This window comes from Amnibacterium flavum (assembly GCF_003097495.1).
GTDB lineage: Bacteria > Actinomycetota > Actinomycetes > Actinomycetales > Microbacteriaceae > Naasia > Naasia flava.
Window position 1 is genome coordinate 1252525 of record NZ_QEOP01000001.1, and the last position, 25465, is coordinate 1277989.

24 protein-coding genes and 1 pseudogene are annotated in these 25465 nt (G+C 69.5%); 16 read left to right on the top strand and 9 right to left on the bottom strand.

Annotated features, from left to right (window positions below; genetic code table 11):
* Nucleotides 1-21: 21 nt before the first annotated feature.
* Together DDQ50_RS05810 and DDQ50_RS05815 are read right to left on the bottom strand one after the other, a co-directional pair.
* A complete protein-coding gene (locus DDQ50_RS05810) occupies nucleotides 22-876 on the bottom strand; it encodes a sugar phosphate isomerase/epimerase family protein (protein WP_116755704.1) in 855 nt (284 codons plus the stop codon).
* A gap of 130 nt (nucleotides 877-1006) precedes the next feature.
* Nucleotides 1007-2029: an aldo/keto reductase gene (locus tag DDQ50_RS05815; protein ID WP_116755705.1), complete on the bottom strand. Its 1023-nt coding sequence runs from the start codon at nucleotides 2027-2029 to the stop codon at nucleotides 1007-1009.
* A gap of 94 nt (nucleotides 2030-2123) precedes the next feature.
* Between DDQ50_RS05815 and DDQ50_RS05820 the strand changes: the two genes are divergently transcribed.
* From DDQ50_RS05820 to mnhG, 8 genes are all read left to right on the top strand, one after another.
* Nucleotides 2124-2696 (top strand): TetR/AcrR family transcriptional regulator, encoded by a 573-nt coding sequence (locus DDQ50_RS05820; protein ID WP_116755706.1) that lies wholly within the window; start codon nucleotides 2124-2126, stop codon nucleotides 2694-2696.
* 48 nt (nucleotides 2697-2744) lie between these two features.
* On the top strand, nucleotides 2745-3521 hold the full coding sequence (locus tag DDQ50_RS05825) for a fructosamine kinase family protein (RefSeq protein WP_116755707.1): 777 nt from the start codon (nucleotides 2745-2747) through the stop codon (nucleotides 3519-3521).
* Nucleotides 3522-3671: 150 nt separating this feature from the next.
* Nucleotides 3672-6611: a Na+/H+ antiporter subunit A gene (locus DDQ50_RS05830; RefSeq protein WP_116755708.1), complete on the top strand. Its 2940-nt coding sequence runs from the start codon at nucleotides 3672-3674 to the stop codon at nucleotides 6609-6611.
* Nucleotides 6608-7027, top strand: a complete 420-nt coding sequence (locus DDQ50_RS05835) for a Na(+)/H(+) antiporter subunit C (protein WP_116755709.1) — start codon at nucleotides 6608-6610, stop codon at nucleotides 7025-7027. The genes DDQ50_RS05830 and DDQ50_RS05835 overlap by 4 nt, the downstream gene beginning before the upstream one ends.
* Nucleotides 7024-8586, top strand: a complete 1563-nt coding sequence (locus tag DDQ50_RS05840) for a Na+/H+ antiporter subunit D (protein WP_116755710.1) — start codon at nucleotides 7024-7026, stop codon at nucleotides 8584-8586. Before DDQ50_RS05835 ends, DDQ50_RS05840 begins: the two co-directional genes overlap by 4 nt.
* Complete coding sequence (locus DDQ50_RS05845; protein ID WP_116755711.1) at nucleotides 8583-9188, top strand: Na+/H+ antiporter subunit E; 606 nt, start codon at nucleotides 8583-8585, stop codon at nucleotides 9186-9188. Before DDQ50_RS05840 ends, DDQ50_RS05845 begins: the two co-directional genes overlap by 4 nt.
* 5 nt (nucleotides 9189-9193) lie before the next feature.
* A complete protein-coding gene (locus DDQ50_RS05850; RefSeq protein ID WP_205663600.1) occupies nucleotides 9194-9526 on the top strand; it encodes an MrpF/PhaF family protein in 333 nt (110 codons plus the stop codon).
* Nucleotides 9526-9888: a monovalent cation/H(+) antiporter subunit G gene (mnhG, locus tag DDQ50_RS05855; protein WP_116755712.1), complete on the top strand. Its 363-nt coding sequence runs from the start codon at nucleotides 9526-9528 to the stop codon at nucleotides 9886-9888. Before DDQ50_RS05850 ends, mnhG begins: the two co-directional genes overlap by 1 nt.
* Nucleotides 9889-9932: 44 nt before the next feature.
* Here mnhG and DDQ50_RS05860 read toward each other — a convergent pair whose 3' ends face one another.
* Nucleotides 9933-10895 (bottom strand): acetylxylan esterase, encoded by a 963-nt coding sequence (locus DDQ50_RS05860; protein WP_116755713.1) that lies wholly within the window; start codon nucleotides 10893-10895, stop codon nucleotides 9933-9935.
* 105 nt (nucleotides 10896-11000) lie between these two features.
* Between DDQ50_RS05860 and otsA the strand changes: the two genes are divergently transcribed.
* Together otsA and otsB are read left to right on the top strand one after the other, a co-directional pair.
* The gene (otsA, locus tag DDQ50_RS05865) at nucleotides 11001-12494 is read left to right on the top strand and encodes an alpha,alpha-trehalose-phosphate synthase (UDP-forming) (RefSeq protein ID WP_377940314.1); all 1494 of its coding nucleotides are present in this window, start codon (nucleotides 11001-11003) and stop codon (nucleotides 12492-12494) included.
* The gene (gene otsB, locus DDQ50_RS05870) at nucleotides 12491-13330 is read left to right on the top strand and encodes a trehalose-phosphatase (protein ID WP_240614246.1); all 840 of its coding nucleotides are present in this window, start codon (nucleotides 12491-12493) and stop codon (nucleotides 13328-13330) included. The genes otsA and otsB overlap by 4 nt, the downstream gene beginning before the upstream one ends.
* 200 nt (nucleotides 13331-13530) lie before the next feature.
* Here otsB and DDQ50_RS05875 read toward each other — a convergent pair whose 3' ends face one another.
* Nucleotides 13531-15804, bottom strand: coding sequence for an LLM class flavin-dependent oxidoreductase (locus DDQ50_RS05875; protein WP_116755714.1), 2274 nt, complete (start codon nucleotides 15802-15804; stop codon nucleotides 13531-13533).
* A 67-nt stretch (nucleotides 15805-15871) separates the two neighbouring features.
* Here DDQ50_RS05875 and DDQ50_RS05880 point away from each other — a divergent pair, with 67 nt between their 5' ends.
* The 6 genes and pseudogenes from DDQ50_RS05880 (at nucleotide 15872) to DDQ50_RS05905 (ending at nucleotide 23149) form a co-directional block, all read left to right on the top strand.
* On the top strand, nucleotides 15872-16225 hold the full coding sequence (locus tag DDQ50_RS05880) for a winged helix-turn-helix transcriptional regulator (protein WP_116756127.1): 354 nt from the start codon (nucleotides 15872-15874) through the stop codon (nucleotides 16223-16225).
* A 60-nt stretch (nucleotides 16226-16285) separates the two neighbouring features.
* Entirely contained in the window at nucleotides 16286-18007 is a 1722-nt protein-coding gene (gene ilvD / locus DDQ50_RS05885; RefSeq protein WP_116755715.1) for a dihydroxy-acid dehydratase, read from the top strand.
* 53 nt (nucleotides 18008-18060) lie between these two features.
* Nucleotides 18061-19860: pseudogene (locus tag DDQ50_RS05890) on the top strand (acetolactate synthase large subunit); the annotation flags it as partial.
* A 146-nt stretch (nucleotides 19861-20006) separates the two neighbouring features.
* Entirely contained in the window at nucleotides 20007-20513 is a 507-nt protein-coding gene (ilvN, locus tag DDQ50_RS05895) for an acetolactate synthase small subunit (RefSeq protein WP_116755717.1), read from the top strand.
* 60 nt (nucleotides 20514-20573) lie between these two features.
* Nucleotides 20574-21599 carry a ketol-acid reductoisomerase gene (ilvC, locus tag DDQ50_RS05900; RefSeq protein ID WP_116755718.1) on the top strand — a complete coding sequence of 342 codons (1026 nt, stop codon included), beginning with the start codon at nucleotides 20574-20576 and terminating at the stop codon, nucleotides 21597-21599.
* Nucleotides 21600-21880: 281 nt separating this feature from the next.
* Complete coding sequence (locus DDQ50_RS05905; protein WP_116755719.1) at nucleotides 21881-23149, top strand: WD40/YVTN/BNR-like repeat-containing protein; 1269 nt, start codon at nucleotides 21881-21883, stop codon at nucleotides 23147-23149.
* A 30-nt stretch (nucleotides 23150-23179) separates the two neighbouring features.
* Here DDQ50_RS05905 and DDQ50_RS05910 read toward each other — a convergent pair whose 3' ends face one another.
* From DDQ50_RS05910 to DDQ50_RS05930, 5 genes are read right to left on the bottom strand one after another with little or no spacing between them, the layout of a single operon-like run.
* A complete protein-coding gene (locus DDQ50_RS05910; RefSeq protein WP_116755720.1) occupies nucleotides 23180-23785 on the bottom strand; it encodes a hypothetical protein in 606 nt (201 codons plus the stop codon).
* Nucleotides 23782-24360 carry a DUF6286 domain-containing protein gene (locus DDQ50_RS05915; protein WP_116755721.1) on the bottom strand — a complete coding sequence of 193 codons (579 nt, stop codon included), beginning with the start codon at nucleotides 24358-24360 and terminating at the stop codon, nucleotides 23782-23784. The genes DDQ50_RS05910 and DDQ50_RS05915 overlap by 4 nt, the downstream gene beginning before the upstream one ends.
* The gene (locus DDQ50_RS05920) at nucleotides 24357-24791 is read right to left on the bottom strand and encodes a hypothetical protein (protein WP_116755722.1); all 435 of its coding nucleotides are present in this window, start codon (nucleotides 24789-24791) and stop codon (nucleotides 24357-24359) included. The genes DDQ50_RS05915 and DDQ50_RS05920 overlap by 4 nt, the downstream gene beginning before the upstream one ends.
* A complete protein-coding gene (locus DDQ50_RS05925; RefSeq protein WP_240614247.1) occupies nucleotides 24788-24988 on the bottom strand; it encodes a DUF2273 domain-containing protein in 201 nt (66 codons plus the stop codon). The genes DDQ50_RS05920 and DDQ50_RS05925 overlap by 4 nt, the downstream gene beginning before the upstream one ends.
* Entirely contained in the window at nucleotides 24985-25422 is a 438-nt protein-coding gene (locus tag DDQ50_RS05930) for an Asp23/Gls24 family envelope stress response protein (RefSeq protein WP_116755723.1), read from the bottom strand. The genes DDQ50_RS05925 and DDQ50_RS05930 overlap by 4 nt, the downstream gene beginning before the upstream one ends.
* Between the last annotated feature and the right edge of the window lie 43 nt (nucleotides 25423-25465).

Sequence of the window (25465 nt, forward strand, 5' to 3'; positions counted from 1 at the left end):
GATCGGGACCGGTCGCGCGGGTCAGGACGACACGCGGCTCCGGTCCTGATCCGTGCGGGAACCGTCCTGATCGGCGCCGGTCTGCCGAACCGCGAGGTTCGCACGGGCGAACTCGAGCGTCTCCCGCAGCAGCGCGAGTCGGCTGGTGTCGTTCCTTGCGCTCCGGATGTTGACTTCGGCGATGACGGAGCCGTCCCAGTCGCGACGGGCCAGCCACTGGAGCGTCTCGGCGACCGGCTGACCGCCTCGCCCGGGCAGCAGGTGCTCGTCGAAGATCTTCCCCTCGTCGAGGGATCCGGATCCGTCGCAGAGGTGGATGTGCCGCACGCGGTCGCCGAGCAGCTCGGCCATCCCGAGCGCGTCGCGGCCCGAGAGCGCGGCGTGCGAGAAGTCGAGGGTGACGGCGTCGAAGTCGAAGCCTGTCGGATCCCACCCGGGGGCGTACGCGGCGACGCTGAGTCCGCGGACCTTCCACGGGAACATGTTCTCGACGGCGATCTCCACTCCCGTCGCGGTTCTCGTCTCCGCCACGATCTCGGCGAATCGCCGCGCGTACGAGCGCTGCCAGGTGAAGGGCGGATGCACGACGACCGTCGACGCCCCGAGCTCGGCCGCCAGGCCCGCCGACCGCTCGAGCTTGACCCGCGGGTCGCGCCCCCAGACGAAGTGGGTGAGCAGCAGCACGGGTGCGTGCACCGAGAGGATAGGCAGCTCGTACCGCTCGGACAGGGAGCGGAGGGTGTCGGCATCCTGGGTGGCGCGGTCACGTGTGACCATCACCTCGATGCCGTCGTATCCGGCGGATCTCGCGAGTGCGAATGCTCGCTCCGTGCTGGCGGGGAAGACGCAGCTGGTGCTCATGCCGACCTTGATCATCAGGGATACCGTAACCCGCCTCTTCTCGGCCGCGGCCCGGCGCACCCCGCACCCGGGATGAACGGTGGTCGGCGGTTGCGTGAATAGGGTCCGCGACTGCCGACGGTCGGGGGCGCGGGCGGCAGGCCCGCTAGCGGGCGGATCGGCCTCCTTCGGGACGTCGCCGCAGGGAGGCGTCGGCCACTTCGGGCCCGCGGTAGACCATGTCCATCGCGCCGATGCTCTCGCCAGGCGGGACAATCGCGTCGATCCTGTCGAGGATGTCGTCGGTCAGGGCGACCTCGGAGCCTGCCAATGTGTCCTCCAACTGCTCCATCGTGCGGGCGCCCGCGATGGCCGACGTCACTCCCGGGTGCGCGATCGTGAAGGCCATCGCCAGGTGGGTCAGGGGGATGCCCGCCTCATCGGAGAGAGTGACGAGCTGCTCGATCACGGCGAGCCGGCGCTGGTCGCGGAAGTGGGCCATCCCCGTACTCGCTCGGAAGTTGTCGTTCCGCTGTCCTGCGCGGTACTTGCCCGAGAGCGCACCGCCCGCCAGCGGGCTGTAAACGAGACTGCCCATCCCGTAGCGCTGCACGACCGGCAGGATCTCGCGCTCGATCTCTCTGTCGAGAATGGAGTAGTTCGGCTGTTCGGTGCGGAAGCGCTCGTAACCGCGACGTTCCGCGGTCCACTGAGCCTCGACGATCTCCGACCCCCGCATGGAGGAGCTGCCGATCGCGCGCACTTTGCCCTGCCTGACGAGGTCGGTGAGAGCGGACAGAGTCTCGTCGATGTCGGTGTCGGGGTCGGGGCGATGCAATTGATAGACATCGATGTAGTCGGTTCGGAGATTCCGGAGCGATCGCTCGACGGCCTGCATGATCCACCGACGAGATGCTCCGCGATGATTCACGTCGTCGTCCACTGGACCCCAGAACTTGGTGGCCAGGACCACGTCGTCGCGTCGTCCCGCGAGTGCTTCGCCGACCACCTCCTCCGAGTCGCCGTACCGGTCGGCGGTGTCGATGAAGTTGATGCCGGCGTCCAGCGCTCGATGGATGATGCGGATGCCCTCACCGCGATCGGGATTGCCGAACGAGCCGAGCATCATCGCGCCGAGCGCGTACGGGGTCACTTTGATGCCGGTTCGGCCGAGAGTGCGGTAGTGCATCGGGGGTCCTCCTGTATCGTGGTCTTAGCGGAACGTTGTTCCGCTAAGTACGACTATACGGAACAATGTTCCGATTACAAGATGGAGGCCCGCGATGGCTGAGCTCTCCGGTTCCTCCCGAGCCGTGCGCGCCGATGCTCGCCAGAATCTCGGCGCTCTCCTCCAGGCGGCGCGAACGGTGTTCGCCAGGTCGGGAGTGGATGCCCCGGCCCGCGACATCGCGACCGAAGCGGGGGTGGGGGTCGGCACGCTGTACCGCCACTTCCCCACACGCGCCGCACTCGTTGCAGCGGTTTTCACCCGCGAGATCGACGCGACTGCTTCATCGGCCTACGAACTCCAGGCCGAGCACGACGCCGGGGAGGCGCTCGACCTGTGGGTCACGCGCTTCACCGCCTTCGTGGCGACGAAGCAAGGATTGGCCGCCGCTCTGCGGTCGGGGGATCCGGCGTTCGAGGACCTTCCCGCCTACCTCCAATCCATGCTCGGACCTGCGCTGCGATCGCTTGTCGATGCGGCTGAGGAGGCAGGCGTCGTTCGACCCGGTGTCGATTCATCCGAGCTGCTTCAGGCGATCGCCGATCTCAGTCATCGCGCCCCATCGGGCGACGGGTCGCCCAATCCGATGGTCCGCATCCTCCTCGAAGGACTGCGAGTGCGTCCGTGATCGTGAGGCCCGAGCAGCTCGCCCCTCCCGCTGAGATCGGACGGAGAGATGGATGAGACGAGCGTGCGGAAGACGCGGGCCGACGCGCCCGCGGGATTCTTCGAGGCCGAGGCGGCCGGACTCGCATGGCTGGGCGAGGCAGAGACGCGGGGAGGCGTACGGGTCGCCGGCGTGCTGTCGGTCGGACCGGGGGTGATCGAGCTCGAGCGCATCGCGGATGCCCGGCCTCGGCCCGATGTCGCGGCCGCCTTCGGACGTGCGCTCGCCATGACCCACGACGCCGGCGCCGAGAACTTCGGCGCACCTCCGACCGGCTGGGACGGGCCGTGCTTCATCGGCCGGCAACCGCTGGCGGTCTCGCGCGCCTCCCGGGCCTGGGGCGAGTTCTACGCGGCCGACCGGGTGCTGCCCTATCTCGAGCTCGCTGTTCGACGCGGTCACGTGACCGCCGAGGAGGGCGACGTGGTGAGAAGCGCCTGCGCCCGCATCCGCGCGGGCGACTTCGACGACGGCGACTCGCCCTCCCGACTGCACGGCGACCTCTGGAACGGGAACGTGCTCTGGTCACCCGGGGGAGTCGTGCTCATCGACCCGGCCGCGCACGGTGGGCACCGCGAGACCGACCTGGCGATGCTCGCCCTCTTCGGCTGCCCGTACCTCGACGAGGTCGTCGAGGGCTACGCGACAGCGCATCCTCTCCGCGACGGATGGCGGGACCGGATCCCGCTCCACCAGCTCCATCCCCTCGCGGTGCACGCGGCCTCGCACGGCCGCTCGTATGCCGCACCTCTCGTCGACGCGGCGCGCGCGACCCTCGCGCTCTGACGGCTCCGAACGAGCCGCGCCCTGTACCCACGGGAGGGTGCGGCGCACGGAGCGTTCAGGGGCCTCCCGGTAGACTGGCGGCCGTGGCAATCGATCTTCATCGGTGACCGCACGCGACGACCCCAGGCCGCCTGACGTACGGAGGAAAGCATGCTTTTCCTCCTCGTGCTGTTCGGACTGACAGCGGTCCTGCTCCCGCCTCTCGCCCGCCGCATCGGCACCCGCGTGTTCTACGTCGCCGCGGTGCCCGCCGCCGCCGGATTCGTGCACGCCGCGTTCTCTGGCCCCTCGATCCTCGGCGGCGAGACACTGCTGGAGCGCACGCCCTGGGTGCCGTCGCTCGGACTGACGCTCGACCTGCGGATGGATCCGCTCGCGTGGCTCCTCGCCATGATCGTCACCGGCGTCGGCGCGCTGGTGCTCGTCTACTGCGTGCGCTACTTCCGCGACGACGAGGCGGGCCTCGGCCGCTTCGCCGGCATCCTCACCGCGTTCGCCGGGTCGATGTACGGCCTCGTCCTCGCCGACGACGTCTACCTGCTCTACGTGTTCTGGGAGCTGACCACGGTCTTCTCCTACCTGCTCATCGGCCATTACACGGGGCGCCGCGCCAGCCGCGCGGCCGCCCTCCAGGCGCTGCTGGTCACCACGCTCGGCGGTCTCGCGATGCTCGTCGGCTTCGTGCTCCTCGCCATGGACGCCGGCACGAGCAGTCTCTCGGCCCTCGTCGCCGACCCGCCGCCGGCGGGTCCGCTCGTCACGACGGCGATCCTCCTGATCCTCGTCGGCGCGATCTCGAAGTCCGCCATCTTCCCGTTCCACTTCTGGCTGCCGGGCGCGATGGCCGCCCCGACACCGGTGAGTGCGTACCTGCACGCCGCCGCGATGGTGAAGGCGGGGATCTACCTCGTCGCCCGCCTCGCCCCCGGGTACGTCGACACCCCGGGCTGGCGCGAGACGCTCGTGATCCTCGGCATCGTCACCATGCTTCTCGGCGGGTGGCGGGCGATCCGCGAGACCGACCTCAAGCTGCTGCTCGCCTACGGCACGGTCGGCCAGCTGGGCTTCCTGATGATCATCGTCGGCTACGGCACGCGCGACACCGCACTCGCCGGTCTCGCTCTGCTGCTGGCCCATGCCCTGTTCAAATCGGCGCTGTTCCTCACCGTCGGCATCATCGATCACGCGACCGGCACCCGGGATCTGCGGCGCCTGTCGGGTCTCGGTCGCAGGGCACCGCTCCTCGCGACCATCGGCATCGTCGCGGCCGCGTCGATGGCCGGCCTCCCGCCCCTCTTCGGCTTCGTGGCGAAGGAGGCGGTGCTCACCAGCCTCCTCGAGGCGGGGCAGCACGGTGACCCGCTCGCCGTCGTCGCCCTCGTCGGGGTGAGCGTCGGGTCGGTGCTGACCGTCGCCTACGCCACCCGCTTCGTCTGGGGCGCGTTCTTCCGCAAGCCCGGTGTGGACCAGGTCGAGCCGCACCACGAGGGACCCGAGTTCCTGCTGGCGCCCGGTCTGCTCGCTCTCGCGAGCCTCGCCGCCGGCCCGCTCGCCGGACTCGTCGACGGCGCCCTGGCCCCGGCGGCCGCGGAGCTGCCCGCCGAGTCGGAGGAGACCTATCACCTGGCGCTCTGGCACGGACTCGAGCCCGCCCTCTTCATCTCGGCCGGCACGATCGTGCTGGGGCTCGTCGTGTTCGCCTGGCGTCGTCGCACCGAAGCCGGCCGCGGCAGCGAACCGCATCGCCGCACTCTCGCGGTCAGCGCCTACCGGGCCGGCCTCAAATCGGTCGACCGCGTGGCCGCGCGCGTCACCTCGATCACTCAGCGCGGTTCGCTGCCGTTCTACCTCACGATCATCCTCCTCGTCTTCCTCGTCACCGTCGGGGCTTCGCTGTCCCGCATCCGCGAGTGGCCGACCGAGGCGAGGCTCTGGGACAGCCCCGGCCAGCTCGTCGTCGGAGCGCTGATGATGGTCGCGGCCGTCGCCGCGACCGTGGCCGCGAAGCGGTTCCAGGCCGTCGTGCTGGTCGGCGCGACGGGGCTGGGCATGGCCGTGCTCTTCGCCCTTCACGGCGCTCCCGATCTCGCCCTCACCCAGGTCCTGGTCGAGATCGTCACGCTGGTCGCCTTCGTCCTCGTCCTCCGTCGTCTACCGGCCCGCCTCGGCGAGAAGAACGGCAGCAGATTCCGGATCGGACGCGCCCTGCTCGGTCTCGCCGTCGGCTCCCTCATGGCGGTCGTCGCCGTCGTCGCGCTCGGCGCCCGCACCGAGGTGCCGATCTCCGTCGAGTTCCCGGGGCTCGCGGTCGAGATCGGCCACGGGGTCAACGTCGTCAATGTCGCCCTCGTCGACCTGCGCGGCTGGGACACGATGGGCGAGCTCAGCGTGCTCATCGCGGCAGCGACCGGTGTGGCGAGCCTCGTCTTCGTCTCGAGCCGAAGCGACAGGATGCCTGACTTCGCGCGGCGATCCGGCCGCGGCATCCGTTCGCTGCCGGGCAGCACCCGGCGCCCCTCCACCGACGACGACCGCGGGGCGTGGTTGCTCGCCGGCAGCACGCTCGCACCGCGCAACCGGTCCATCCTGCTCGAAGTCGTCGTCCGGCTCGTCTTCCACGCGCTCATCGTCGTCTCGCTGTACCTGCTCCTCGCGGGCCACAACGCTCCCGGCGGCGGATTCGCGGGTGGTCTGGTCGTCGGGCTCGCGCTCGTCGCCCGGTACCTCGCCGCCGGTCGTATCGAGCTCGCCGCCGCCGCTCCCGTCAATGCCGGGGCCCTGCTGGGGACCGGGCTGCTGTTCGCTGTGGGCACCGCGCTCGTTCCACTCTTCTTCGGGGTCGACGCCCTCACCTCGACCTGGTTCGAACTCGACCTCGGCTGGTTCGGCGAGATCGTCTTCGTCACCTCGACACTCTTCGATGTCGGCGTCTACCTCGTCGTCATCGGCCTCGCGCTCGATGTCCTCCGCAGTCTCGGCGGCGAGGTCGACCGCCAGCAGGAGGAAGAGGAGCAGAACTCCGGAACCCCCGCCGACGCCGGGGACAGCACGGCGCACGTCGGCACCGCGAGTGAGAAGGGCGGATCATGACAGTCTCCCTCGCACTCCTCGTCACCATGGCCGTGCTCTACGCCTGCGGCGTCTACCTGCTGCTCGAGAAGAGCATGACTCGCGTCGTCATCGGGTTCCTCCTGATCGGCAACGCGACGAACATCCTGCTGCTCGTCGTCTCGGGCCGCGCGGGCGACGCCCCGATCATGGACGGTCGGTCGGATCCCGGCGACCTCTCGGATCCGCTCCCGCAGGCGCTCATCCTCACCGCGATCGTCATCACCTTCGCGGTGTCCGCGTTCCTGCTCGCGCTCGTCTACCGGTCGTGGCGGCTCGGCAACGCCGACTCGCTGTCAGCCGACCCCGAGGACGTCGCGATCCGCACGCGCCGCGCAGCCGAGGCGGAGACGCCCGACGCCGACGAGGACGACACGGAGTTCGGGGATCGATCATGAGCTGGCTCGTTCCCCTTCCGGTACTGCTGCCGCTCCTCGGAGCGGCGACAGCACTGCTGTTCTACCGGCGCCCGCGGCTGCAGCGCCTCATCACCCTCACGGTGCTGTCCGCGGTGCTCGTCATCGGCGTCGTCCTGCTGATCGAGGTCGACACCAACGGCACGCTGGTCATGGCGGTGGGCGGCTGGCCGGCCCCGTTCGGTATCACTCTCGTCGTCGACCGGCTTCCGGCGCTCATGGTGTCCGTCTCCGCGGCCGTCCTCCTCGCGGTCCTCGTCTTCGCGGTCGGACAGGGTCTCGCCGACGAGAGCGAGGGCGACAGCACTCCGGTCTCGATCTACTACCCGGCCTACCTGGTGCTGGGTGCGGGCGTCTTCAACGCGTTCATCGCGGGCGACCTGTTCAACCTCTACGTCGGCTTCGAGATCCTGCTGGTCGCCAGCTACGTCCTCATCACCCTGGGCGGCACCGAGCCCCGGATCCGCGCCGGTACGACCTACATCGTGGTCAGCCTGCTGTCGTCGCTGCTCTTTCTCGCGGCGATCTCGATGATCTATGCAGCGACCGGGACCTTGAACATGGCGCAGCTGTCCGAGCGGATCTCCGGACTGCCGCCCGAATTGCAGACGCTGCTGCATGTCATGCTGCTCATCGCGTTCGGCATCAAGGCGGCCGTGTTCCCGCTGTCGTTCTGGCTGCCCGACTCGTACCCGACCGCCCCCGCCCCGGTCACGGCGGTGTTCGCCGGACTCCTCACCAAGGTGGGCGTCTACGCCATCATCCGCACCGAGACGATCCTGTTCCCGAGTCCCGAGCTCAACAACGCCCTGCTGATCGTGGCGTTCCTCACGATGGTCGTCGGAATCCTCGGTGCGATCGCGCAGGCGGACATCAAACGCATGCTCTCGTTCACCCTGGTGAGCCACATCGGCTACATGGTGCTCGGCGTCGGGCTGGGCACGGCGGCCGGGGTCGCCGCCGCGATCTTCTACACGGTGCACCACATCATCGTGCAGACGACCCTGTTCCTCGGTGCGGGACTGATCGAGCGCAAGGGCGGCTCGACCTCCCTCAGCCAGCTCGGCGGCCTGATGAAGGCGTCGCCGGTCATCGCGATCCTGTTCTTCATCCCCGCGCTCAACCTCGGCGGAATCCCGCCGTTCTCGGGCTTCCTCGGCAAGCTGGGGCTGCTCGAGGCGTCGGCCGAGGTGGCGACGCCGCTCGCCTACCTGCTGATCGGTGCGGCCGTCGTGGTCTCGCTCCTGACCCTGTACCCGCTCGCGCGGACCTGGAACCTCGCCTTCTGGCGCCCTCGCGACGAGGTCGAGAACTACGAATCGTTCCTCACGGAATCACTGCGCGACGACCCGTGGGGGGGACGTATCGTCCAGTCGCGCACGGTTCCGCCGCTGATGATCGGCGCCACCGCGGCGATGGTCGGTCTCGGCCTCCTGCTCACCTTCTTCGGAGGACCGATCTACGAGGTCGCCACGCGGGCGGGTGCCGATCTGCAGGGCACGACGGCGTACATCACGAGCGTTCTCGGGGAGCGGCCATGACCGAATCCGCCCAGGACCTCCCTCCCGTGCACGGCAGCACGCCCGTGCGCAAGTGGGGCGGCCAGATGATCCAGCAGGCGCCACTGCTTGTCGTGCTCGTCCTGCTCTGGCTGTTCCTCTGGGGATCGTTCTCGCCCCTCGACATCGTCGTCGGCATCCTGGTCGCTCTGTTGGTGACCCGGGTGTTCGAACTTCCTCCGGTGCAGCTCTCCGGCCGGTTCAATCCGTGGTGGCTCCTCGTGTTCCTCGTCAGGTTCGCCGGCCAGGTCGTCGCCGGATCCGTCGAGGTCGCTTCGAAGGCCTTCCGGTTCGGCACGGTCGTCCGCAGCTCGGTCATCGAGGTGGGGCTCACGACCACCTCCGATTTCGTCATGACTCTCACCGCCATCACCATGTCTCTGGTCCCCGGATCCCTCATCCTCGAGGTCGACCGCAGCGGCTCGACCCTGTTCCTGCACGTGCTCGGCGCGGTCGACGACGACGCCATCGAGAAGGCGCGTCGGAAGGTGCTGCATGCCGAGGTCGACATCCTCCGCGCCGTCGGGTCGCGGGACGAGCTCGTCGAGGCCGAATCCCGGCTCCGCGGGAAGGTGTCTGCGTGACCGTCATCGGAGCGCTCTACCTCGCGAGCGGCATCGTCTTCGCCACGGCCGCCGTGCTCGTGCTGATCAGGCTCGTCCGCGGCCCGTCGATCCTCGACCGCATGATCGCCTCCGATGTGCTGCTCACCACCGTGATCCTCGTCCTCGGTGCCGAGATGATCATCGGCGGCCACACCCGCACCCTGCCGATCGTGCTCGTGCTGACCGGCACGGCCGTCTTCGGGTCGATCGCCGTCGCCCGGTACGTGTCCAAGCACGACAAACCCGGAGCGGGAGCCGGCGACAAGCCGGGCAGCGCCGCCGGGACGGCCGATCGCGCTCGAGGAAGGGAGTCCTGATGGACGACGTCATCGGAGGCGACGGGTTCGAGCTGGTCGCCGCCGTCCTGCTCCTCGCGGGCGCCGTGCTCTCGCTCGCCGCGGGCGTCGGCCTCGTCCGATTCCCCGACGCCCTGAGCCGCATGCACGCGGCGACGAAACCGCAGATCCTCGGACTCATCTGCGTGCTCGTCGGCGTGGTCCTCGCCTCGCACAGCTGGTCCGCGCTGCTCGTCGTCGTCGTCGCGATCCTGCTGCAGCTCCTCACGAGCCCGATGTCGGCGCACATGATCGGTCGCGCCGGGTACCGCACCGGGAACTACCGCCGCGACCTGCTGGAACGCGACGAGCTCGAGGACGACATCAAGCGCGCCTCGGACTAGGCCTGTGCCATCCGCGCCGCCGGGTGATGGCGGCGGGACCGACGTCAGCCGAGCAGCTCCTTGAAGACGGCGAGGGTCTCCGCCGCGGAATCGATGCCGCCGCCCTCGTGGCCGTTGTACGGCCAGACGGTGATCTCCTTCTCGCCCGCGTACGCGTTGAAGGCCGCGAACACGGTGGACGGCGGGCAGATCTCGTCCATCAGCGCCGCCGACATGCGGACCGGGGTCTTCGACCTCGCGGCGAAGTTGACGCCGTCGAAGTAGGAGAGGGTCCGGTAGACGAGGTCCACGTGATCCCGGTGGGTCGCCAGGTAGCTGACGACCTCGTGGTACGGGTTCGCGTTCGTGATCACCGTTGCACGGGGGAAGTCGCAGAGGAAGGGGACGTACGCGACGGCGACGCGCAGATCCGTCTGAAGGGCCGCGGCCGCGAGTGCGAGCCCTCCTCCCTGGCTGCCGCCGAGCACGGCGACACGGCTTCCGTCGACCTGTTCGAGCGCGCGGGCCGCATCGACCGCCAGGACCGCGTCGGTCATGAGACGGCGGTAGTAGAATGAGTCGGGACTCGAGATGCCGCGGGTGAGGAACCCGGGGATCTGCGGTGACGACGCGGAGTCGTCAGGGGTGTCGCCGACACTCCAGGTCGACCCCTGGCCGCGGCTGTCCATCTGGAGATGCGCGTAACCGGCCGCCGCCCAGGTGAGGCTCTCGATCGCCCGGCCTCGTCCGCCCCCGTACCCGATGTACTCGACGACCGCGGGAAGCGGTCCCGTCGAGCCGGCGGGCACCCGCAGCCACGCCTTGATCTCCTGTCCGCCGAACCCGGCGAAGGTGACATCGAAGACCTCGATGGCCGTCAGTCCCGTCTCGACCGGCACCACGCGCGGGGCGAACCAGCGGTCCTGGCTCTCGGTCAGTGTGCGAGCCCAGAACTCGTCGAAGTCATCCGGCGCGGTCTGGGGGCTGCGGTATCGACGGAGCTCGTCCTCGGGCAGGTCGGTGAACATGCGCTCACCCTAATCGCGCTCCGGCATCGTGCGCGGCCACGCGATCCTGCGGTCGCGGAGGGGGCCTCGGTAGACTTGCGGACCGAACCCCCCGGATCGGATCGCATCATTTCTCCTTCTTCCCGCAAATTCGGCTTCGTCGTCGTCTCGAACCGGCTCCCGGTCGACCGGATCGAGCCCGAGAACGGCGAGGGCAGCTGGCAGCGCTCACCCGGCGGACTCGTCACCGCCGTCGAACCGGTCATGCAGGCCAATGACGGCGCGTGGGTGGGGTGGCCCGGCATCGCCGACCGCGAGTACGACGCGTTCGAGAGCGATGGAGTGCACCTGGTGCCCGTCGCCCTGTCCGAGGCCGAGGTCGCCGACTACTACGAGGGCTTCTCGAACGACACCCTGTGGCCGCTGTACCACGACGTGATCATGCCGCCCACCTACCACCGCGAGTGGTGGGAGTCCTACGTCCGCGTCAACCAGCGCTTCGCCGACGCGGCCGCCGCGGTCGCGAAGAAGAACGCGATCGTGTGGGTCCACGACTACCAGCTGCAGCTCGTGCCGGCCATGCTGCGCACGAAGCGCCCCGACCTCACGATCGGCTTCTTCAACCACATCCCGTTCCCGGCATACGGCATCTACTCGCAGCTGCCGTGGCGCAAGCAGATCCTCAACGGTCTGCTCGGTGCCGACCTGATCGGCTTCCAGCGGGGCGCCGACGCCGGCAACTTCGCCCGCGCCGTCCGGCGCTCGCTCGGCTACTCGGCGAAGGGCACCGTCGTCGAGGTCCCCGAGAAGGGACCCGACGGGGCTCCCGCCATCCGCTCCGTGATCGCACGCCACTTCCCGATCTCCATCGATGTCGCCGGCTACGAGGAGCTCGCGGAACGCGAGGACGTCAAAGCGCGGGCCGCGGAGATCCGGCACGAGCTCGGCGATCCCGATGTCGTCATGCTGGGCGTCGACCGGCTCGACTACACCAAGGGCATCGGCCATCGGATGAAGGCGTTCGGCGAGCTGCTCGAGGAGGGCCGCCTCGACGTGCGCAATGCGACGCTCGTGCAGGTCGCGAGCCCGAGCCGCGAACGGGTCGAGACCTACAAGACCCTGCGCGATGAGATCGAGCTCACGGTGGGCCGGGTCAACGGCGACTTCGGGGCGATCGGGCACCAGGCGATCAGCTACTTCCACCACAGCTACCCGCGCGAGGAGATGGTGGCGCTGTTCCTGGCGTCCGACATCATGCTCGTCACCGCACTGCGCGACGGCATGAACCTCGTCGCCAAGGAGTACGTCGCCAGTCGCATCGACGACGACGGCGTGCTCGTCCTCAGCGAGTTCGCCGGGGCGGCAGACGAGCTGAAGAGCGCACTGCTGATCAACCCGCACGACATCGACGGCCTCAAGGACGCCATCATGGCAGCCGTCGAGATGCCACAGCGCGAGCGGCAGACGCGGATGCGCGCGCTCCGAAAGCGCGTGCGGGAGCACGACGTCGAACGATGGTCGGCGAGCTTCCTCGACGTGCTCAGCGGGGTGAACCCCGATCGCGCACCCGATCTCGAGACCGGCGATGACGACAGTGACCATCCGGCGGGTGAGAAGTGACGGACTCGACCATCGACTCGACGGTGGGATCGACCGGGTCCGGGGTCTCGCGCACCCTGCGCGACGCCCTCGGCGCTCTCGCCGGAACCAAACAGCTGCTCGTCGCCCTCGATTTCGACGGGACCCTCGCGCCCGTCGTCGACGAGCCGGCGAAAGCGCGCGCCCTCCCCGAAGCCAGAGCTGCCGTCGAGCGCCTCATCGCCCTCCCGGCGACCCGCGTCGCATTCGTCTCAGGACGGGCACTCGACAGCCTCGAGGAGGTCTCGAAGGCCTCCGACGACACGCTGCTCGTGGGGTCCCACGGCGTCGAGGTGCGACTCGACTCACCCGACGACGTCTTCACACTCGATGAAGAGGAGCAGGCGCGGCTGGGGCTCCTCGGAGACGTGCTCGACCAGGTGGCCGACAACGTCGACGAGGTCTGGCTCGAGAGCAAGCCCGCCGGTTTCGCCCTCCACACCCGTCTCGCGACCGATCACGACAGCCGCGTGGCGCACCTCGTCGCCCTGTCCGAGGCGCGGGCCGAGGTCAACGACGTGACGGTCCGCAAGGGCAAGGACGTGCTCGAGTTCTCGGTCCGTTCCACGACCAAGGGCGAGGCCGTCGAGCATCTGCGCCGCTACACGGGCGCCACCGCCGTCTTCTACGCCGGCGACGACGTGACCGACGAGGACGCGTTCGAGTCGCTCCGCTCCGACGATCTCGCGCTCAAGATCGGCCCCGGGGTCACCGTCGCCGACTACCGTGTCGACGGGCCGGAGGAGGTCGCCCACGTGCTGAGTCTCCTCGCCGACCTGCGCGCGGCGGCGGCGGGGGAGCGGCCGCAGTCCAACTGATCCGGGCGGGCTGAGAGCCTTCGTTTCGACGAGCTCAACGGGCGGCGGGTGGTTGTGCTGCCTTCGTTTCGACGAGCTCAACGGGCGGCGGGTGGGCTGAGAACCCTCGTTTCGACGAGCTCAACGGGCGGCGGGCGGGCTGAGAACGTTCGTTTCGACGAGCTCGACGGGCGGCCTGCTCGCCGTCGCGCCTGCCCCCGTCAGCCCTCGCCGACGGCGGGGGCGATGTTGAAGTTGTCGGTGAAGACGTTGCTCGGGTCGTACTTGCCCTTGAGGGAGCGCAGGCGCGCGAGGGTCGACGGCGGGAAGGCGTCGGCGACGAGGTGGTCGCCCAGTCCGGTCTCGAAGCTCAGGTAGAGCCCGTCGAAGTGCTCGCGCAGCTGGGCCCACGCCGCGTCCATGACGGTGCTGTTCGACCCGACCACCGCGAGCGAGAAGCCGGCCGACCGGTGCGCGTACGCGGTGGCGTCCGCGTCGACGTCGCTCACCGCACCCCCGACGGACCGGATCTGGAAGAAGCTCGTCGCCCCCGACGCGAGGAAACGGGTGGCGGCCGCGGCGAACTCCGGGGTGATGTGCCGCAGCAGAGCCGAATGGAAGATCGGCTCGCCTCGGCCCGCGTGCGGTCCCTCCGTCGCATTGGCCATCACCGCGGCGTAGTCGGTGAGCTGCACGGACTGCTGGAGCAGGGGAGCGGCCTGGGCGAACGGCTGCAGCCGATCGATGATCGTGTCGGGGTCGGAGGAGTCGACCATGCTCATCACGTGGGCGACGGGCCCCCCGCCGCGGGAGGCCCCCGAGACGATCACGAAGCTGGTCAGGTCGCGCGGTGCGGCCTCGACGGCGGCGCCCCACGCGGTGAGGAACTCCGCCGTGTCCGACGCGTCGAACACGAGCTGGGCCCAGCCGACCTCGCCGACCTCGTCGACCTCGAACTCGAACGAGATGGCGATCCCGAAGTTCGCGCCCGCACCGCGCATCGCCCAGAACAGGTCGGCGTTCTCCTCCTCGCTCGCGTGCACGATGCGCCCGTCGGCGAGAACGACCTCCACCGAGCGCAGGTGGTCGATGGTCAGGCCGTGCTCCCGGACGAGCCAGCCGATCCCGCCAGCCGTCGCGAGCCCGCCGACCCCGACCCCGCCGTAGTCGCCCGAGCTGAGGGCCCAGCCGTGCTCGCCGAGCGCTCGGGCGACGTTCATCCAGCGGGCCCCTGCTCCGAGCCGGACGAGGCGCGATTCCGCGTCGACGACCTCGATCGAATTCAGCGCGCCGACGTCGATCACGATCCCGCCGGAGTTCGTGGATCTCCCCGAGATGCCGTGGCCGCCGCTGCGGATCGCCAGGGCGACTCCCTGCTCTCGCGCGAACGCGAGCGCCTCGACGACCTCGCTCGCGTCCCGGGGTCGTAGGACGAGACCCGGGGCGCCGCCGCGCAGGTAGGTGTTGCGGACGTCGCCGTAGTCGAAATCGCCCGGCTCGACCGCACGCGCGCGCAGCGACTCGGGCAGTCCGTCGTAGTCGATGCCGGTCGTGCGTCGGCTCAGGGCGAGCGCGCTGCGAGACGGGCCCGACGTGGTGCCGCGCTTGCCTCGTTCACGATCGACCGCCGTTCTGAGCGCAGGCGCCACCTCCTCGGCGAAGCGCTGCATGGCGGTCGGGTCGTCGCCGGCCAAGATGAAGGTCGAGAAGCCGTGCTCGAGCACGAGCGGCAGCAGATCGTCGACCCACTTCTTGGCCGGGCCCTCGAACGGTCGTCCGGGTCGGTCGGTGAACGCCCCGCCGATGTTGAGCAGGCGGCGGATCTCACGCGGCTCGCGGCCGGCCTCCGCAGCGGCATCGTCGATGCGCGCGTTGGCGGCGGGCATGTCCGCGACAGGCAGCCAGGCGAAGGACGGGAGCCAGCCGTCGGCCTTGGTTCCCACGAGTCGGAGCATCCGCGGCTTCGCTGCGCCCAGCCAGATGGGGATGTCGTGGCGGGGTCGCGGGCCGCGCTTGGCCCCGTCGATCGCGTAGTAGTCGCCGTCGACGACGAACCTGTCGCGCCGGTCGCCGTCCCACGTTCCGCGCAGCACGTCGATCGCCTCGCTGAGCGCATCGACCGCCTGGCCGGGGGTGAGCCGCCTGCCGCCCATCGCGGCGATCGGATCCCAGAAGCCGCCGGCGCCGAGACCCAGGTCGAACCGGCCGTCGGTCAGCAGGTCGAGACTCGCGGCCGCCCGTGCCAATACGGCGGGGGGCCGGAGCGGGAGGTTGATCACGTTGCCCGAGATGTGGATGCGCTCGGTCTGCGCGCCGACCCAGCTGAGCAGTGTCCACGTGTCGAGGAACCCCGGCTGGTACGGGTGGTCCTGGAAGGTGACGAGGTCGAAGCCGAGGCGCTCGCTCAGCTGCGCGAGCAGCACCGGGGATTCGGCGGGACGGTTCGTGGGCGTCACGAACGTCCCGAACTGGAGGACGTGTCCGTAATCAGGCATGCACCGACTCTCGTGGCGCGCCTCCGAGGAGGCAACGTCGACGTGAGTGGCTTACTATGTGTAAGTGATGACGAACTGGGCGAAGATCGACGACGAGCAGTGCCACGGATTCCAGAACGCGGTCGAGCTCGTGGGGCGCAAGTGGAGCTCCGGGATCCTGCTCGCCCTCGAGCGCGGCGCATCCCGGTTCTCGGAGATCACCTCGGCCGTGATCGGCCTCTCCGATCGCATGCTCGCGCAGCGGCTCCGCGAGCTCGAGAGCGCCGATCTGGTGCGGCGCTCGGTCGCTCCCACGACCCCGGTGCAGGTGCGCTACACCCTCACCGAGCGAGGCCGATCGCTGATGGTCGCACTCCAGCCGTTGGCCGCCTGGGAGCGCAAATGGGGCGCTGAGCCCCTGCTCGAGGAGGGTGTCGCCTGATCCGCCCGATCGCCCCTCGCCGCGGCCGGGAGGGCCGTGCGCAGGCGGTACTCTCGTTACATGCCGGAAACCAACGGAGGGGCTGGCGCGAGCGCGCCCGATATCAAGCCCCGCAGTCGCACCGTCACTGACGGGATCGAAGCCATGACATCGCGCGGAATGCTGCGCGCGGTCGGCATGGGTGACGCCGACTGGCACAAGCCGCAGATCGGCATCGCCAGCTCGTGGAACGAGATCACCCCGTGCAACCTCTCGCTCGCGCGCCTCGCGCAGGCGGCGAAGGAGGGCGTGCACTCGGGCGGCGGCTACCCGCTCCAGTTCGGAACGGTCAGCGTCTCCGACGGCATCTCCATGGGCCACGAGGGCATGCACTTCTCGCTCGTCTCGCGCGAGGTCATCGCCGATAGCGTCGAGACCGTCATGCAGGCCGAGCGCCTCGACGGATCCGTGCTCCTCGCGGGATGCGACAAGTCCATCCCGGGAATGATCATGGCCGCCGCGCGACTCGACCTGGCGAGCGTCTTCGTCTACGCCGGCTCGATCGCCCCGGGCTGGGTCAAGCTGAGCGACGGCACCGAGAAGGACATCACGATCATCGACTCGTTCGAGGCCGTCGGCGCGGTCAAGGCGGGCAAGATGAGCGAGGCCGACGCCAAGCGCATCGAATGCGCGTTCGCGCCCGGTGAGGGTGCCTGCGGCGGCATGTACACGGCCAACACGATGGCGAGCGTCGCCGAGGCGCTCGGCATGAGCCTCCCCGGCTCCGCGTCGCCGCCCTCGGCCGACCGTCGCCGCGACTACTACTCGCACCGCGCCGGCGAGGCCGTCGTCAATCTGCTGCGCCTCGGCATCACCTCGCGCGACATCCTGACCAAGAAGGCGTTCGAGAACGCCATCGCGGTCGGCATGGCGCTCGGAGGCTCCACGAACATCGTCCTGCACCTGCTCGCCATCGCGCACGAGGCCGAGGTCGACCTGACGCTCGACGACTTCAACCGCATCGGGTCGAAGGTGCCGCACATCGGCGACCTCAAGCCGTTCGGCAAGTACGTGATGAACGACGTCGACCGCCACGGCGGCCTGCCCGTGCTCATGAAGGCGCTCCTCGAGGCCGGTCTCATGCACGGCGACGCGCTCACCATCACCGGCAAGACCCTGGCCGAGAACCTCGCGGAGATGGACATCGACCCTCTCGACGGCGAGGTCCTCCGCACGCTCGACAACCCGATCCACGCGACCGGCGGTCTCACGATCCTCAAGGGCTCGCTCGCCCCCGAGGGTGCCGTGGTCAAGACGGCCGGCTTCGACGCTTCGGTGTTCGAGGGCCCCGCACGGGTGTTCGAGCGCGAGCGCGCCGCAATGGATGCCCTCACCAACAACGAGGTCAAGCCGGGCGAGGTCGTCGTCATCCGCTACGAGGGGCCCAAGGGCGGCCCCGGCATGCGCGAGATGCTCGCGATCACCGCAGCCATCAAGGGTGCAGGCCTCGGCAAGGATGTACTACTCTTGACGGACGGCAGATTCTCGGGCGGCACAACCGGCCTGTGCATCGGCCACATAGCTCCCGAAGCGGTCGACGCAGGTCCGATCGCCTTCGTGCGCGATGGTGATCTGATTCGGGTCGATATCGCTGCTCGCTCGATCGACCTACTGGTCGACCCGGCAGAGCTGGAAGCCAGATCCTCTGGTTGGGCTCCGCTTCCTCCGCGCTATACCCGTGGCGTTCTCGCGAAATACTCCAAGCTCGTGCATTCGGCGGCCGTCGGCGCCATTACCGGATGACACAGCCGGGGTAGCGCGCCTCCTCTTCTCGTCATTCCGCCAAAGGATCAGCCATGTCTGCCACTCCGGCACCTTCTCCTGCCCCGACGCGTTCGTCGACGCCCGAGCTCCTCACCGGAGCCCAGGCCGTCGTCCGCACGCTCGAGCTCCTGGGGGTGACCGACGTCTTCGGTCTCCCCGGCGGCGCCATCCTCCCCGTCTACGACCCGCTGATGGACACGGACAAGATCCGTCACATCCTCGTCCGGCACGAGCAGGGCGCCGGCCACGCGGCCGAGGGCTACGCGTCGTCGTCGAACAAGGTCGGGGTCGCCATCGCGACCTCCGGCCCCGGCGCCACGAACCTCGTCACCGCCATCGCCGACGCCTACATGGACTCGGTCCCGATCGTCGCGATCACCGGTCAGGTCTTCTCGACCCTGATGGGCACCGACGCCTTCCAGGAGGCCGACATCGTGGGTATCACGATGCCGATCACCAAGCACAGCATCCTCGTGAAGACCGCCGACGAGATCCCGAGCGCACTGGCCGCGGCGTACCACATCGCCTCGACGGGGCGCCCCGGTCCTGTGCTCGTCGACATCACGAAGGACGCGCAGCAGAACACTGCCCCGTTCGTCTGGCCGCCCAAGGTCGACCTCCCCGGCTACCGTCCGGTGACGAAGGCGCACGGCAAGCAGATCCAGACCGCCGCCCAGATGCTGGCCGAGGCCAAGCGCCCGGTGCTCTACGTCGGGGGAGGGATCATCCGGTCCCGCGCCTCCGAGGAGCTGCTGGCCCTCGCCGAGGCGGCCGGTGCGCCCGTCGTGACGACGCTCATGGCGCGGGGTGCGTTCCCCGACTCCAACCCGCTCAACCTCGGCATGCCCGGCATGCACGGCACGGTGCCCGCGGTGCTCGCGCTGCAGGACAGCGATCTGCTCGTCTCGCTCGGAGCTCGCTTCGACGACCGGGTCACCGGCAAGGCGTCGCTCTTCGCTCCCGGCGCCAAGGTCGTCCACGTCGACATCGATCCGGCCGAGATCGGCAAGATCCGCATGGCCGACGTGCCGATCGTCGGCGACCTGAAGGACGTCCTCGTCGACCTGCTCGCCGCCTTCCGCGAAGTCGCACCCGCGGTCCCCGCCGGCTCGCGCCGCTACGCCGCGTGGTGGAAGCGTCTCGACGAGCTGCAGGCCGAGTTCCCCCTCGGCTACACGAAGACGACCGACGGACTCCTCTCCCCGCAGCACGTGATCCAGCGCATCGGCGAGCTGACCGGTCCCGAGGGCGTCTACGCCGCGGGTGTCGGCCAGCACCAGATGTGGGCGGCGCAGTTCATCAAGTACGAGCGCCCCAACTCGTGGCTCAACTCCGGCGGTGCGGGCACCATGGGCTATTCGGTCCCCGCGGCCATGGGCGCGAAGGTCGCCGAACCCGACCGGGTGGTGTGGGCGATCGACGGCGACGGGTGCTTCCAGATGACCAACCAGGAGCTCGCCACCTGCGTCATCAACAACATCCCGATCAAGGTCGCGGTCATCAACAACAGCTCGCTGGGCATGGTGCGCCAGTGGCAGACGCTCTTCTACGGCGGCCGCTACTCGAACACGAGCCTGAACACCGGCCACGGATCCATCCGGGTCCCCGACTTCGTGAAGCTCGCCGACGCGTACGGCGCTCTCGGCATCCGCGTGACCGAGGAGTCCGAGGTCGACGCGGCCATCCAGCTGGCGCTCGAGACCAACGACCGCCCCGTCGTCATCGACTTCGTCGTCTCGGCCGACGCCATGGTGTGGCCGATGGTCCCGCAGGGGGTGTCGAACAGCTACGTGCAGTACGCACGAGATCACTCACCGACCTGGGATGACGACGCCGCCGAGACGGGGCGCAGCGACGACACGCTCGTGAGCGAGCTCGCCGCCGAGATCGAGGACGAGGCGGAGCTCCGGTCGCAGGCCGAACTGACGCTCGATCCTCAGAACGATTCGACGGGCCGCGACTCGAAGGGAGCGCAGCGATGAGCCACGTCCTGTCCCTCCTCGTCGAGGACAAGCCCGGTCTGCTGACCCGTGTCGCCGGCCTCTTCGCCCGCCGCGGCTTCAACATCGAATCCCTGGCGGTCGGCCACTCCGAGATCCCGGGCCTGTCCCGCATCACCGTCGTCGTCGATGTCGAGGACCTCCCTCTCGAGCAGGTCACGAAGCAGCTCAACAAGCTGATCAACGTGATCAAGATCGTCGAACTCGATCCCGAGCAGTCCGTCCAGCGGGAGCATCTGCTCATCAAGGTGAAAGCCGACAACACCAGCCGGTCGCAGATCCTCGAAGCCGTCAACTTGTTCCGGGCCAAGGTCGTCGACGTGTCCACCGACGCGCTCGTCATCGAGGTCACCGGGGACAGCGCCAAGACCCAGGCGCTGCTGCGTGTGCTCGAACCGTTCGGCATCCGCGAGATCGCCCAGTCCGGGCTCCTCGCGATCGGTCGAGGCGCGAAGAGCATCACCGAACGCGTGCCCAAGAGCTGACCCACCGCTCCCACCAACGCTCCACCCAGCTACGAAACCAGAAGAAGGAAAGCTAACGTCATGACCGACATCCGCTACGACAAGGACGCCGACCTCGCGCTCATCCAGGGCAAGAAGGTCGCCGTCATCGGCTACGGCTCGCAGGGTCACGCCCACGCGCTCAACCTCCGCGACTCGGGCGTCGAGGTCGTCGTCGGTCTGAAGGAGGGCTCGAAGAGCCGCCAGAAGGCCGAGGATGCCGGCTTCCGCGTGCACACCCCCGCCGACGCCGCCAAGTGGGCCGACGTCGTCGTGATCCTCGCGCCCGACCAGCACCAGCGCGGCCTCTACGCCGAGAGCATCAAGGACAACCTCGACGAGGGCAACGCCATCCTCTTCGGCCACGGCTTCAACATCCGCTTCGGCTACATCGAGGCGCCCGCCGGCGTCGACGTCATCATGGTCGCCCCCAAGGGCCCCGGCCACACCGTGCGCCGCGAGTTCGAGGCCGGCCGCGGCGTCCCCGTCATCGTCGCCGTCGAGCAGGACGCCACCGGCTCGGCATGGGACCTCGCCTGGTCGTACGCGAAGGGCATCGGCGGACTGCGCGCCGGCGGCATCGTCACCACGTTCACCGAGGAGACCGAGACCGACCTGTTCGGTGAGCAGGCGGTTCTCTGCGGCGGTGTCTCGCAGCTCGTCCAGTACGGCTTCGAGACCCTCACCGAGGCCGGCTACCAGCCTCAGATCGCCTACTTCGAGGTGCTGCACGAGCTCAAGCTCATCGTCGACCTCATGTGGGAGGGCGGCATCGCGAAGCAGCGCTGGAGCGTCTCCGACACGGCCGAGTACGGCGACTACGTCTCGGGCCCCCGCGTCATCGACCCCAGCGTCAAGGAGAACATGAAGGCCGTTCTCTCCGACATCCAGGACGGCACCTTCGCGCGCCGCTTCATCGCCGACCAGGACGCCGGAGCCCCCGAGTTCCAGGCCCTGCGGAAGAAGGGCGAGGAACACCCCATCGAGGCCACCGGACGCGAACTGCGCGCCCTCTTCGCCTGGAAGCAGCAGGACGAGGACTACACCGACGGCAGCGCTGCGCGCTGAAATGCCGGTGCAGTCCTGAGGACGCTCTGCTGACTGCGGGATGCGCGAGCGCATCCCGGGGCGACGGCAGCGCTGCGCGCTGAAAGATCTCGTCGGCCAGAAGCCGGCGGTGAAGGAATGGGCGGTCCCCTCCGGAAATCGGAGGAGGCCGCCCATTCCGCTTCACCCCGTCCGGGCACGCCCTGCCTGACACACCCCGCGCCGCTCCCCGGGACCCCGCCGGATTGCCGATACTTTCTGACTCGGAGTGACCGCCGCGGTCGCGCAGGGGAGAAGGCGGGATGTCCGAGGATCACGGCGACCGGCGGATCGCGCGCCGGGTCGGGATCGTCGCGGGTGTCGCCCTGATCACGGGTCTCGTGCTGACGGCGGCAGGCGCCGCGTCGGCGCTCGCCCCGTGGACGATCGAGAGTCGATCCATCACCGGCCTCACCCCCGCCCCGTGGGTCCGCGCGGTCGGGATCAGCGGGGACGGCTCCGCCATGTACGGCGGCCAGTGGGGTGGGACGCTCTACGCATCGGCCGACGACGGGGACAGCTGGAGGGCCCTGCCCGGCGCGGGGTCCGAGAATTGGAGCGCCGTCGACAGCTCGTTCGACGGGACGGCGGTGCTCGCCCTCACCGATTCGGGCGAGGTGAACGTCTCGTCCGATTCGGGTGCCACCTGGACATCCCAGGCGTTCCCGGGGGCGCCGTCGTTCGGCTTCGCATCGGTGAGCGACGACGGTCGAACCATGCTCGCGGTCCCGTCCCAATCGGGCAGCGTCCCGTACCTCTCCGTGGATGCGGGCGCGACCTGGGCCCCGATCCCGGTGCCGGCCGCCTACTGGTTCGCCGCCGACCTCAGCGCTGACGGATCGACAGTCGTCTTGGGCGCCGCGGGCGGCGCAGGATTGTTCGTCTCGAGCGACGGCGGACGCACGTTCGCGAACAGCCACACCTCGGCCGATGAGATCGAGGCCGTGGCCGCGAGCCGCGACGGCGCGACCCTCGTGGCGTCGGTGAACGGCGCGTCGAGGTTCGTCGAGATCTCGCACGATGCCGGAGTCACCTGGACATCGATGCCGCTGCCGGCTACCGGCGGAGGGTGGACCGCGCTCGACATCTCCGATGACGCGCGAGTGATCGTGACCGCGAACAGCGTGCCCGGCACCTACTGGATCTCGCTGGACGGCGGGACGACCTTCGTCGAGCAGGCCGACGGGCTCGATCTCGCCCTCGACGACATCCGCGCCGACGCGATCGGGCGGAGCTTCATCTCGACGGGGTACGACGCCGACGCGGGCGGATGGGTCCTGCAGACCGGGACCCGCCCGGCATCGACCCCGCCGACGTCAGCAGCCGGGGTACTGAGCGTCGGCGGGGACGCGGGCGCCGCAACCGCCGTCAGCGTGACGACCCCGTTGCAGGGAACGTCCGAGGCCGAGGCGGTGCTGCCGATCGGCATCGTCCTCACCGTGCTCGGCGCCATCCTGCTCGTCAGTCGCCGCGGGGTCGCCGCCCTCTTCCCCGCACGGCCGCGGGGGCGTCGCGCACTCCACCGAGGGTGAGGCGCGCCGTCCGCTCGCGGCCGGGGATCGCTAGAGGAGCCGGGTGGCTCCGGTGGTGCGGGCTCGGAAGCCGCCGCTGATCTGCAGCAGCGCCGGGACCTCGCGACCGAGGAGCGCGTCGAGTGCGATCAGGTGCCGTTCGACGATCCGCACGGCCGCCGTCGGCGAGACGCCGCGCTGGCACACCGTGCTGATCTTCAGAACCGAAGCTCCCCGAACCCGGTAGGTCGAGACGCTCGATGAGATGAACTCGCGGTGGGCGTGCAGCGCCTCGCGCAGTGCCTGCTCGGCGACCGCCGCCTCCACGATCGTCTCGCCGTTGTCGCCGCTGGATTCACGCAGCAGTTCGCGGGTGTGTCCGTTGCCCTGCCGGATGATGAACACCAGGAGCAGCACGACGATCAGCGCGATCGCGGCGATGACGGCGATCGTCAGCCAGCTGAAGCCGGCGTCGCCCACCGGGGAGTCTCTCAGCCATCCGGACACGGAGGAGATCACATCGGGTGCGGTCGAGGTCCAGCGCTCCGCGGCCTCGGGAAGCGAGCCGAGGGCGATCGCCGCGGCACCGCCTGCCAGAAGCAGCAGCCCGACGAGGCCGAGCCAGGCCCTGTTGAGGAACCGGTTGGTGTTGTTCATGCGCCGACCTTTCCGTGTCGTGCGACGGCGACCTTCGAGCGGATGCCGGGTCGCGCCTCGAGCGAGTCGAGACGCTCCTCGACCGCACGGGTGATCTCCGCCTCATCGACGGGCAGTCCCGAGGGCGGCTGCACCTCGACGAGCGCGCGGCGATGGGACACCGTGACCGTGGCGTTGTCAGGCGAGATCCCGCCGGCGGTCGTGGCCGTGCGAGCCAGCGACGAGGCGATGACCTCGTTGTCGACGACGACCGCCAGCCGCTCGGAGGGGAGCCGATGCCGCGCCCGTCGTCCGGGGAGGAGGGCGAGGATGAGCAGCGCCAGACCGATCAATGCGGCGAGGACGCCACCGGCGATGAGTGCGCCGGGGATGACCCTGTCGATACCGCCGAGGCTCAGCAGGGCGTCGGATGGCGAGATCAGCAGGGCCGGGGCCTCGACGAGGGCGAGAACGAGCTCGGTCGCGACGTAGAGGCCGACCAGGATCGCGACTATCGCGACCACGATGGCCGCGACGGAACGCGGCGAGTGGGTCTCCCGACGGAGAAGCCGCGGGTACACGGGATGGGTGATCATCTGACTCTCGATTCCTGTCGGATCTCGACACCGGTGAGGCGGAGCGCAACCCGGGCGACCTGCGAGCCGGTGAGCTCGCCGACCCGGGCGCGGATGCGCTCCTTGGCGGTCTCGGCACGTTCGAGCAGAGTTCCGCCGGTCCGCTGGACCAGTGCGGGGTCGGACGCGATCCGGTGCAGTCCGACGACACGCAGCGGTGCTGTCACGAGGAGGGTGAGCGAACCACCGTCATCGTCGAGCCGCACCGAGACACCGCGCCTCTCGACTCCCAGCGCCTCGGCGGAGACCGCGATGCCGATGCGCTCGAGCGCGCGAGCCGTGATGCGGGTGCGCCCGGGGCTCACCGTGCGATCGGCACCGGTGGCGTCGGCCCGCGCTGCTCCAGCGGAGGCCGTGACGCCGCCGGTCGGCGCGAGCGCGGTCGGGCTCAAGAGGAGGAGCGCTTTCCGCGGAACGCTCCGACCAGCGCCGAGACGTCGAGCTTGCCCTCGACGATGCGGCCGACGAGCGCGCCGATGGCCATGGCCACCGCGACGAACACGAACGCCCAGAAGCCGAACGCGACCCAGGTGAGCGCGGCGACCGCGCCGATCAGGATTCCGGTGCGAGTGGGGGAGGAGGCGATCACAGGACGCGGCTCTCTTCGGTCTCGTCGGCGTCGTCGGAGGCGAAGTGCACGTCGGTGACGGTCACGTTGACCTCGGCGACCTCCATGCCGATGATCGTCTCGATCGCGTCGGTCACGGATGCGCGCACGTCCTCGGCGACCGACTGGAGCGCGATCGGGTACTCGGCGACGATCGTCACGTCGACGGCCACCTGGGTCTCGCCGACCTCGATGTTGATCCCCTGCGAGAGGTCGGTGCTGTTGACGACGCTGCGGAGAGCGCCGAGTGCGCGGGCCGCTCCGCCGCCGAGCGCGAACACGCCGGGCACCTCGCGTGCTGCGATGCCGGCGACCTTGGCGATGACTCCATCGCTGATGACGGTCTTCCCCGTCGCGACGCCGAGGGGCGTGACGGGCGTGGTGGAGGTGCTGGGTGTGCTGGTCGGGGTTGCCATGGTGGTTCCTTCTGTCAGTGCCCCATCGGGGCGGTGTGTGATA

Excerpts from the sequence above, each read along its gene's own strand:
- mnhG (WP_116755712.1), top strand. The coding sequence starts at position 9,526 with ATGGACGACGTCATCGGAGGCGACGGGTTCGAGCTGGTCGCCGCCGTC.
- DDQ50_RS05820 (WP_116755706.1), top strand. The coding sequence starts at position 2,124 with ATGGCTGAGCTCTCCGGTTCCTCCCGAGCCGTGCGCGCCGATGCTCGC.
- DDQ50_RS05880 (WP_116756127.1), top strand. The coding sequence starts at position 15,872 with ATGACGAACTGGGCGAAGATCGACGACGAGCAGTGCCACGGATTCCAG.
- DDQ50_RS05810 (WP_116755704.1), bottom strand. The coding sequence starts at position 876 with ATGATCAAGGTCGGCATGAGCACCAGCTGCGTCTTCCCCGCCAGCACG.
- ilvN (WP_116755717.1), top strand. The coding sequence starts at position 20,007 with ATGAGCCACGTCCTGTCCCTCCTCGTCGAGGACAAGCCCGGTCTGCTG.
- DDQ50_RS05860 (WP_116755713.1), bottom strand. The coding sequence starts at position 10,895 with ATGTTCACCGACCTGCCCGAGGACGAGCTCCGTCGATACCGCAGCCCC.
- DDQ50_RS05830 (WP_116755708.1), top strand. The coding sequence starts at position 3,672 with ATGCTTTTCCTCCTCGTGCTGTTCGGACTGACAGCGGTCCTGCTCCCG.
- DDQ50_RS05910 (WP_116755720.1), bottom strand. The coding sequence starts at position 23,785 with ATGAACAACACCAACCGGTTCCTCAACAGGGCCTGGCTCGGCCTCGTC.
- DDQ50_RS05930 (WP_116755723.1), bottom strand. The coding sequence starts at position 25,422 with ATGGCAACCCCGACCAGCACACCCAGCACCTCCACCACGCCCGTCACG.
- DDQ50_RS05915 (WP_116755721.1), bottom strand. The coding sequence starts at position 24,360 with ATGATCACCCATCCCGTGTACCCGCGGCTTCTCCGTCGGGAGACCCAC.
- DDQ50_RS05845 (WP_116755711.1), top strand. The coding sequence starts at position 8,583 with ATGACCGAATCCGCCCAGGACCTCCCTCCCGTGCACGGCAGCACGCCC.
- DDQ50_RS05835 (WP_116755709.1), top strand. The coding sequence starts at position 6,608 with ATGACAGTCTCCCTCGCACTCCTCGTCACCATGGCCGTGCTCTACGCC.
- DDQ50_RS05815 (WP_116755705.1), bottom strand. The coding sequence starts at position 2,029 with ATGCACTACCGCACTCTCGGCCGAACCGGCATCAAAGTGACCCCGTAC.
- DDQ50_RS05905 (WP_116755719.1), top strand. The coding sequence starts at position 21,881 with ATGTCCGAGGATCACGGCGACCGGCGGATCGCGCGCCGGGTCGGGATC.
- DDQ50_RS05840 (WP_116755710.1), top strand. The coding sequence starts at position 7,024 with ATGAGCTGGCTCGTTCCCCTTCCGGTACTGCTGCCGCTCCTCGGAGCG.
- ilvC (WP_116755718.1), top strand. The coding sequence starts at position 20,574 with ATGACCGACATCCGCTACGACAAGGACGCCGACCTCGCGCTCATCCAG.
- ilvD (WP_116755715.1), top strand. The coding sequence starts at position 16,286 with ATGCCGGAAACCAACGGAGGGGCTGGCGCGAGCGCGCCCGATATCAAG.
- DDQ50_RS05875 (WP_116755714.1), bottom strand. The coding sequence starts at position 15,804 with ATGCCTGATTACGGACACGTCCTCCAGTTCGGGACGTTCGTGACGCCC.
- DDQ50_RS05825 (WP_116755707.1), top strand. The coding sequence starts at position 2,745 with ATGGATGAGACGAGCGTGCGGAAGACGCGGGCCGACGCGCCCGCGGGA.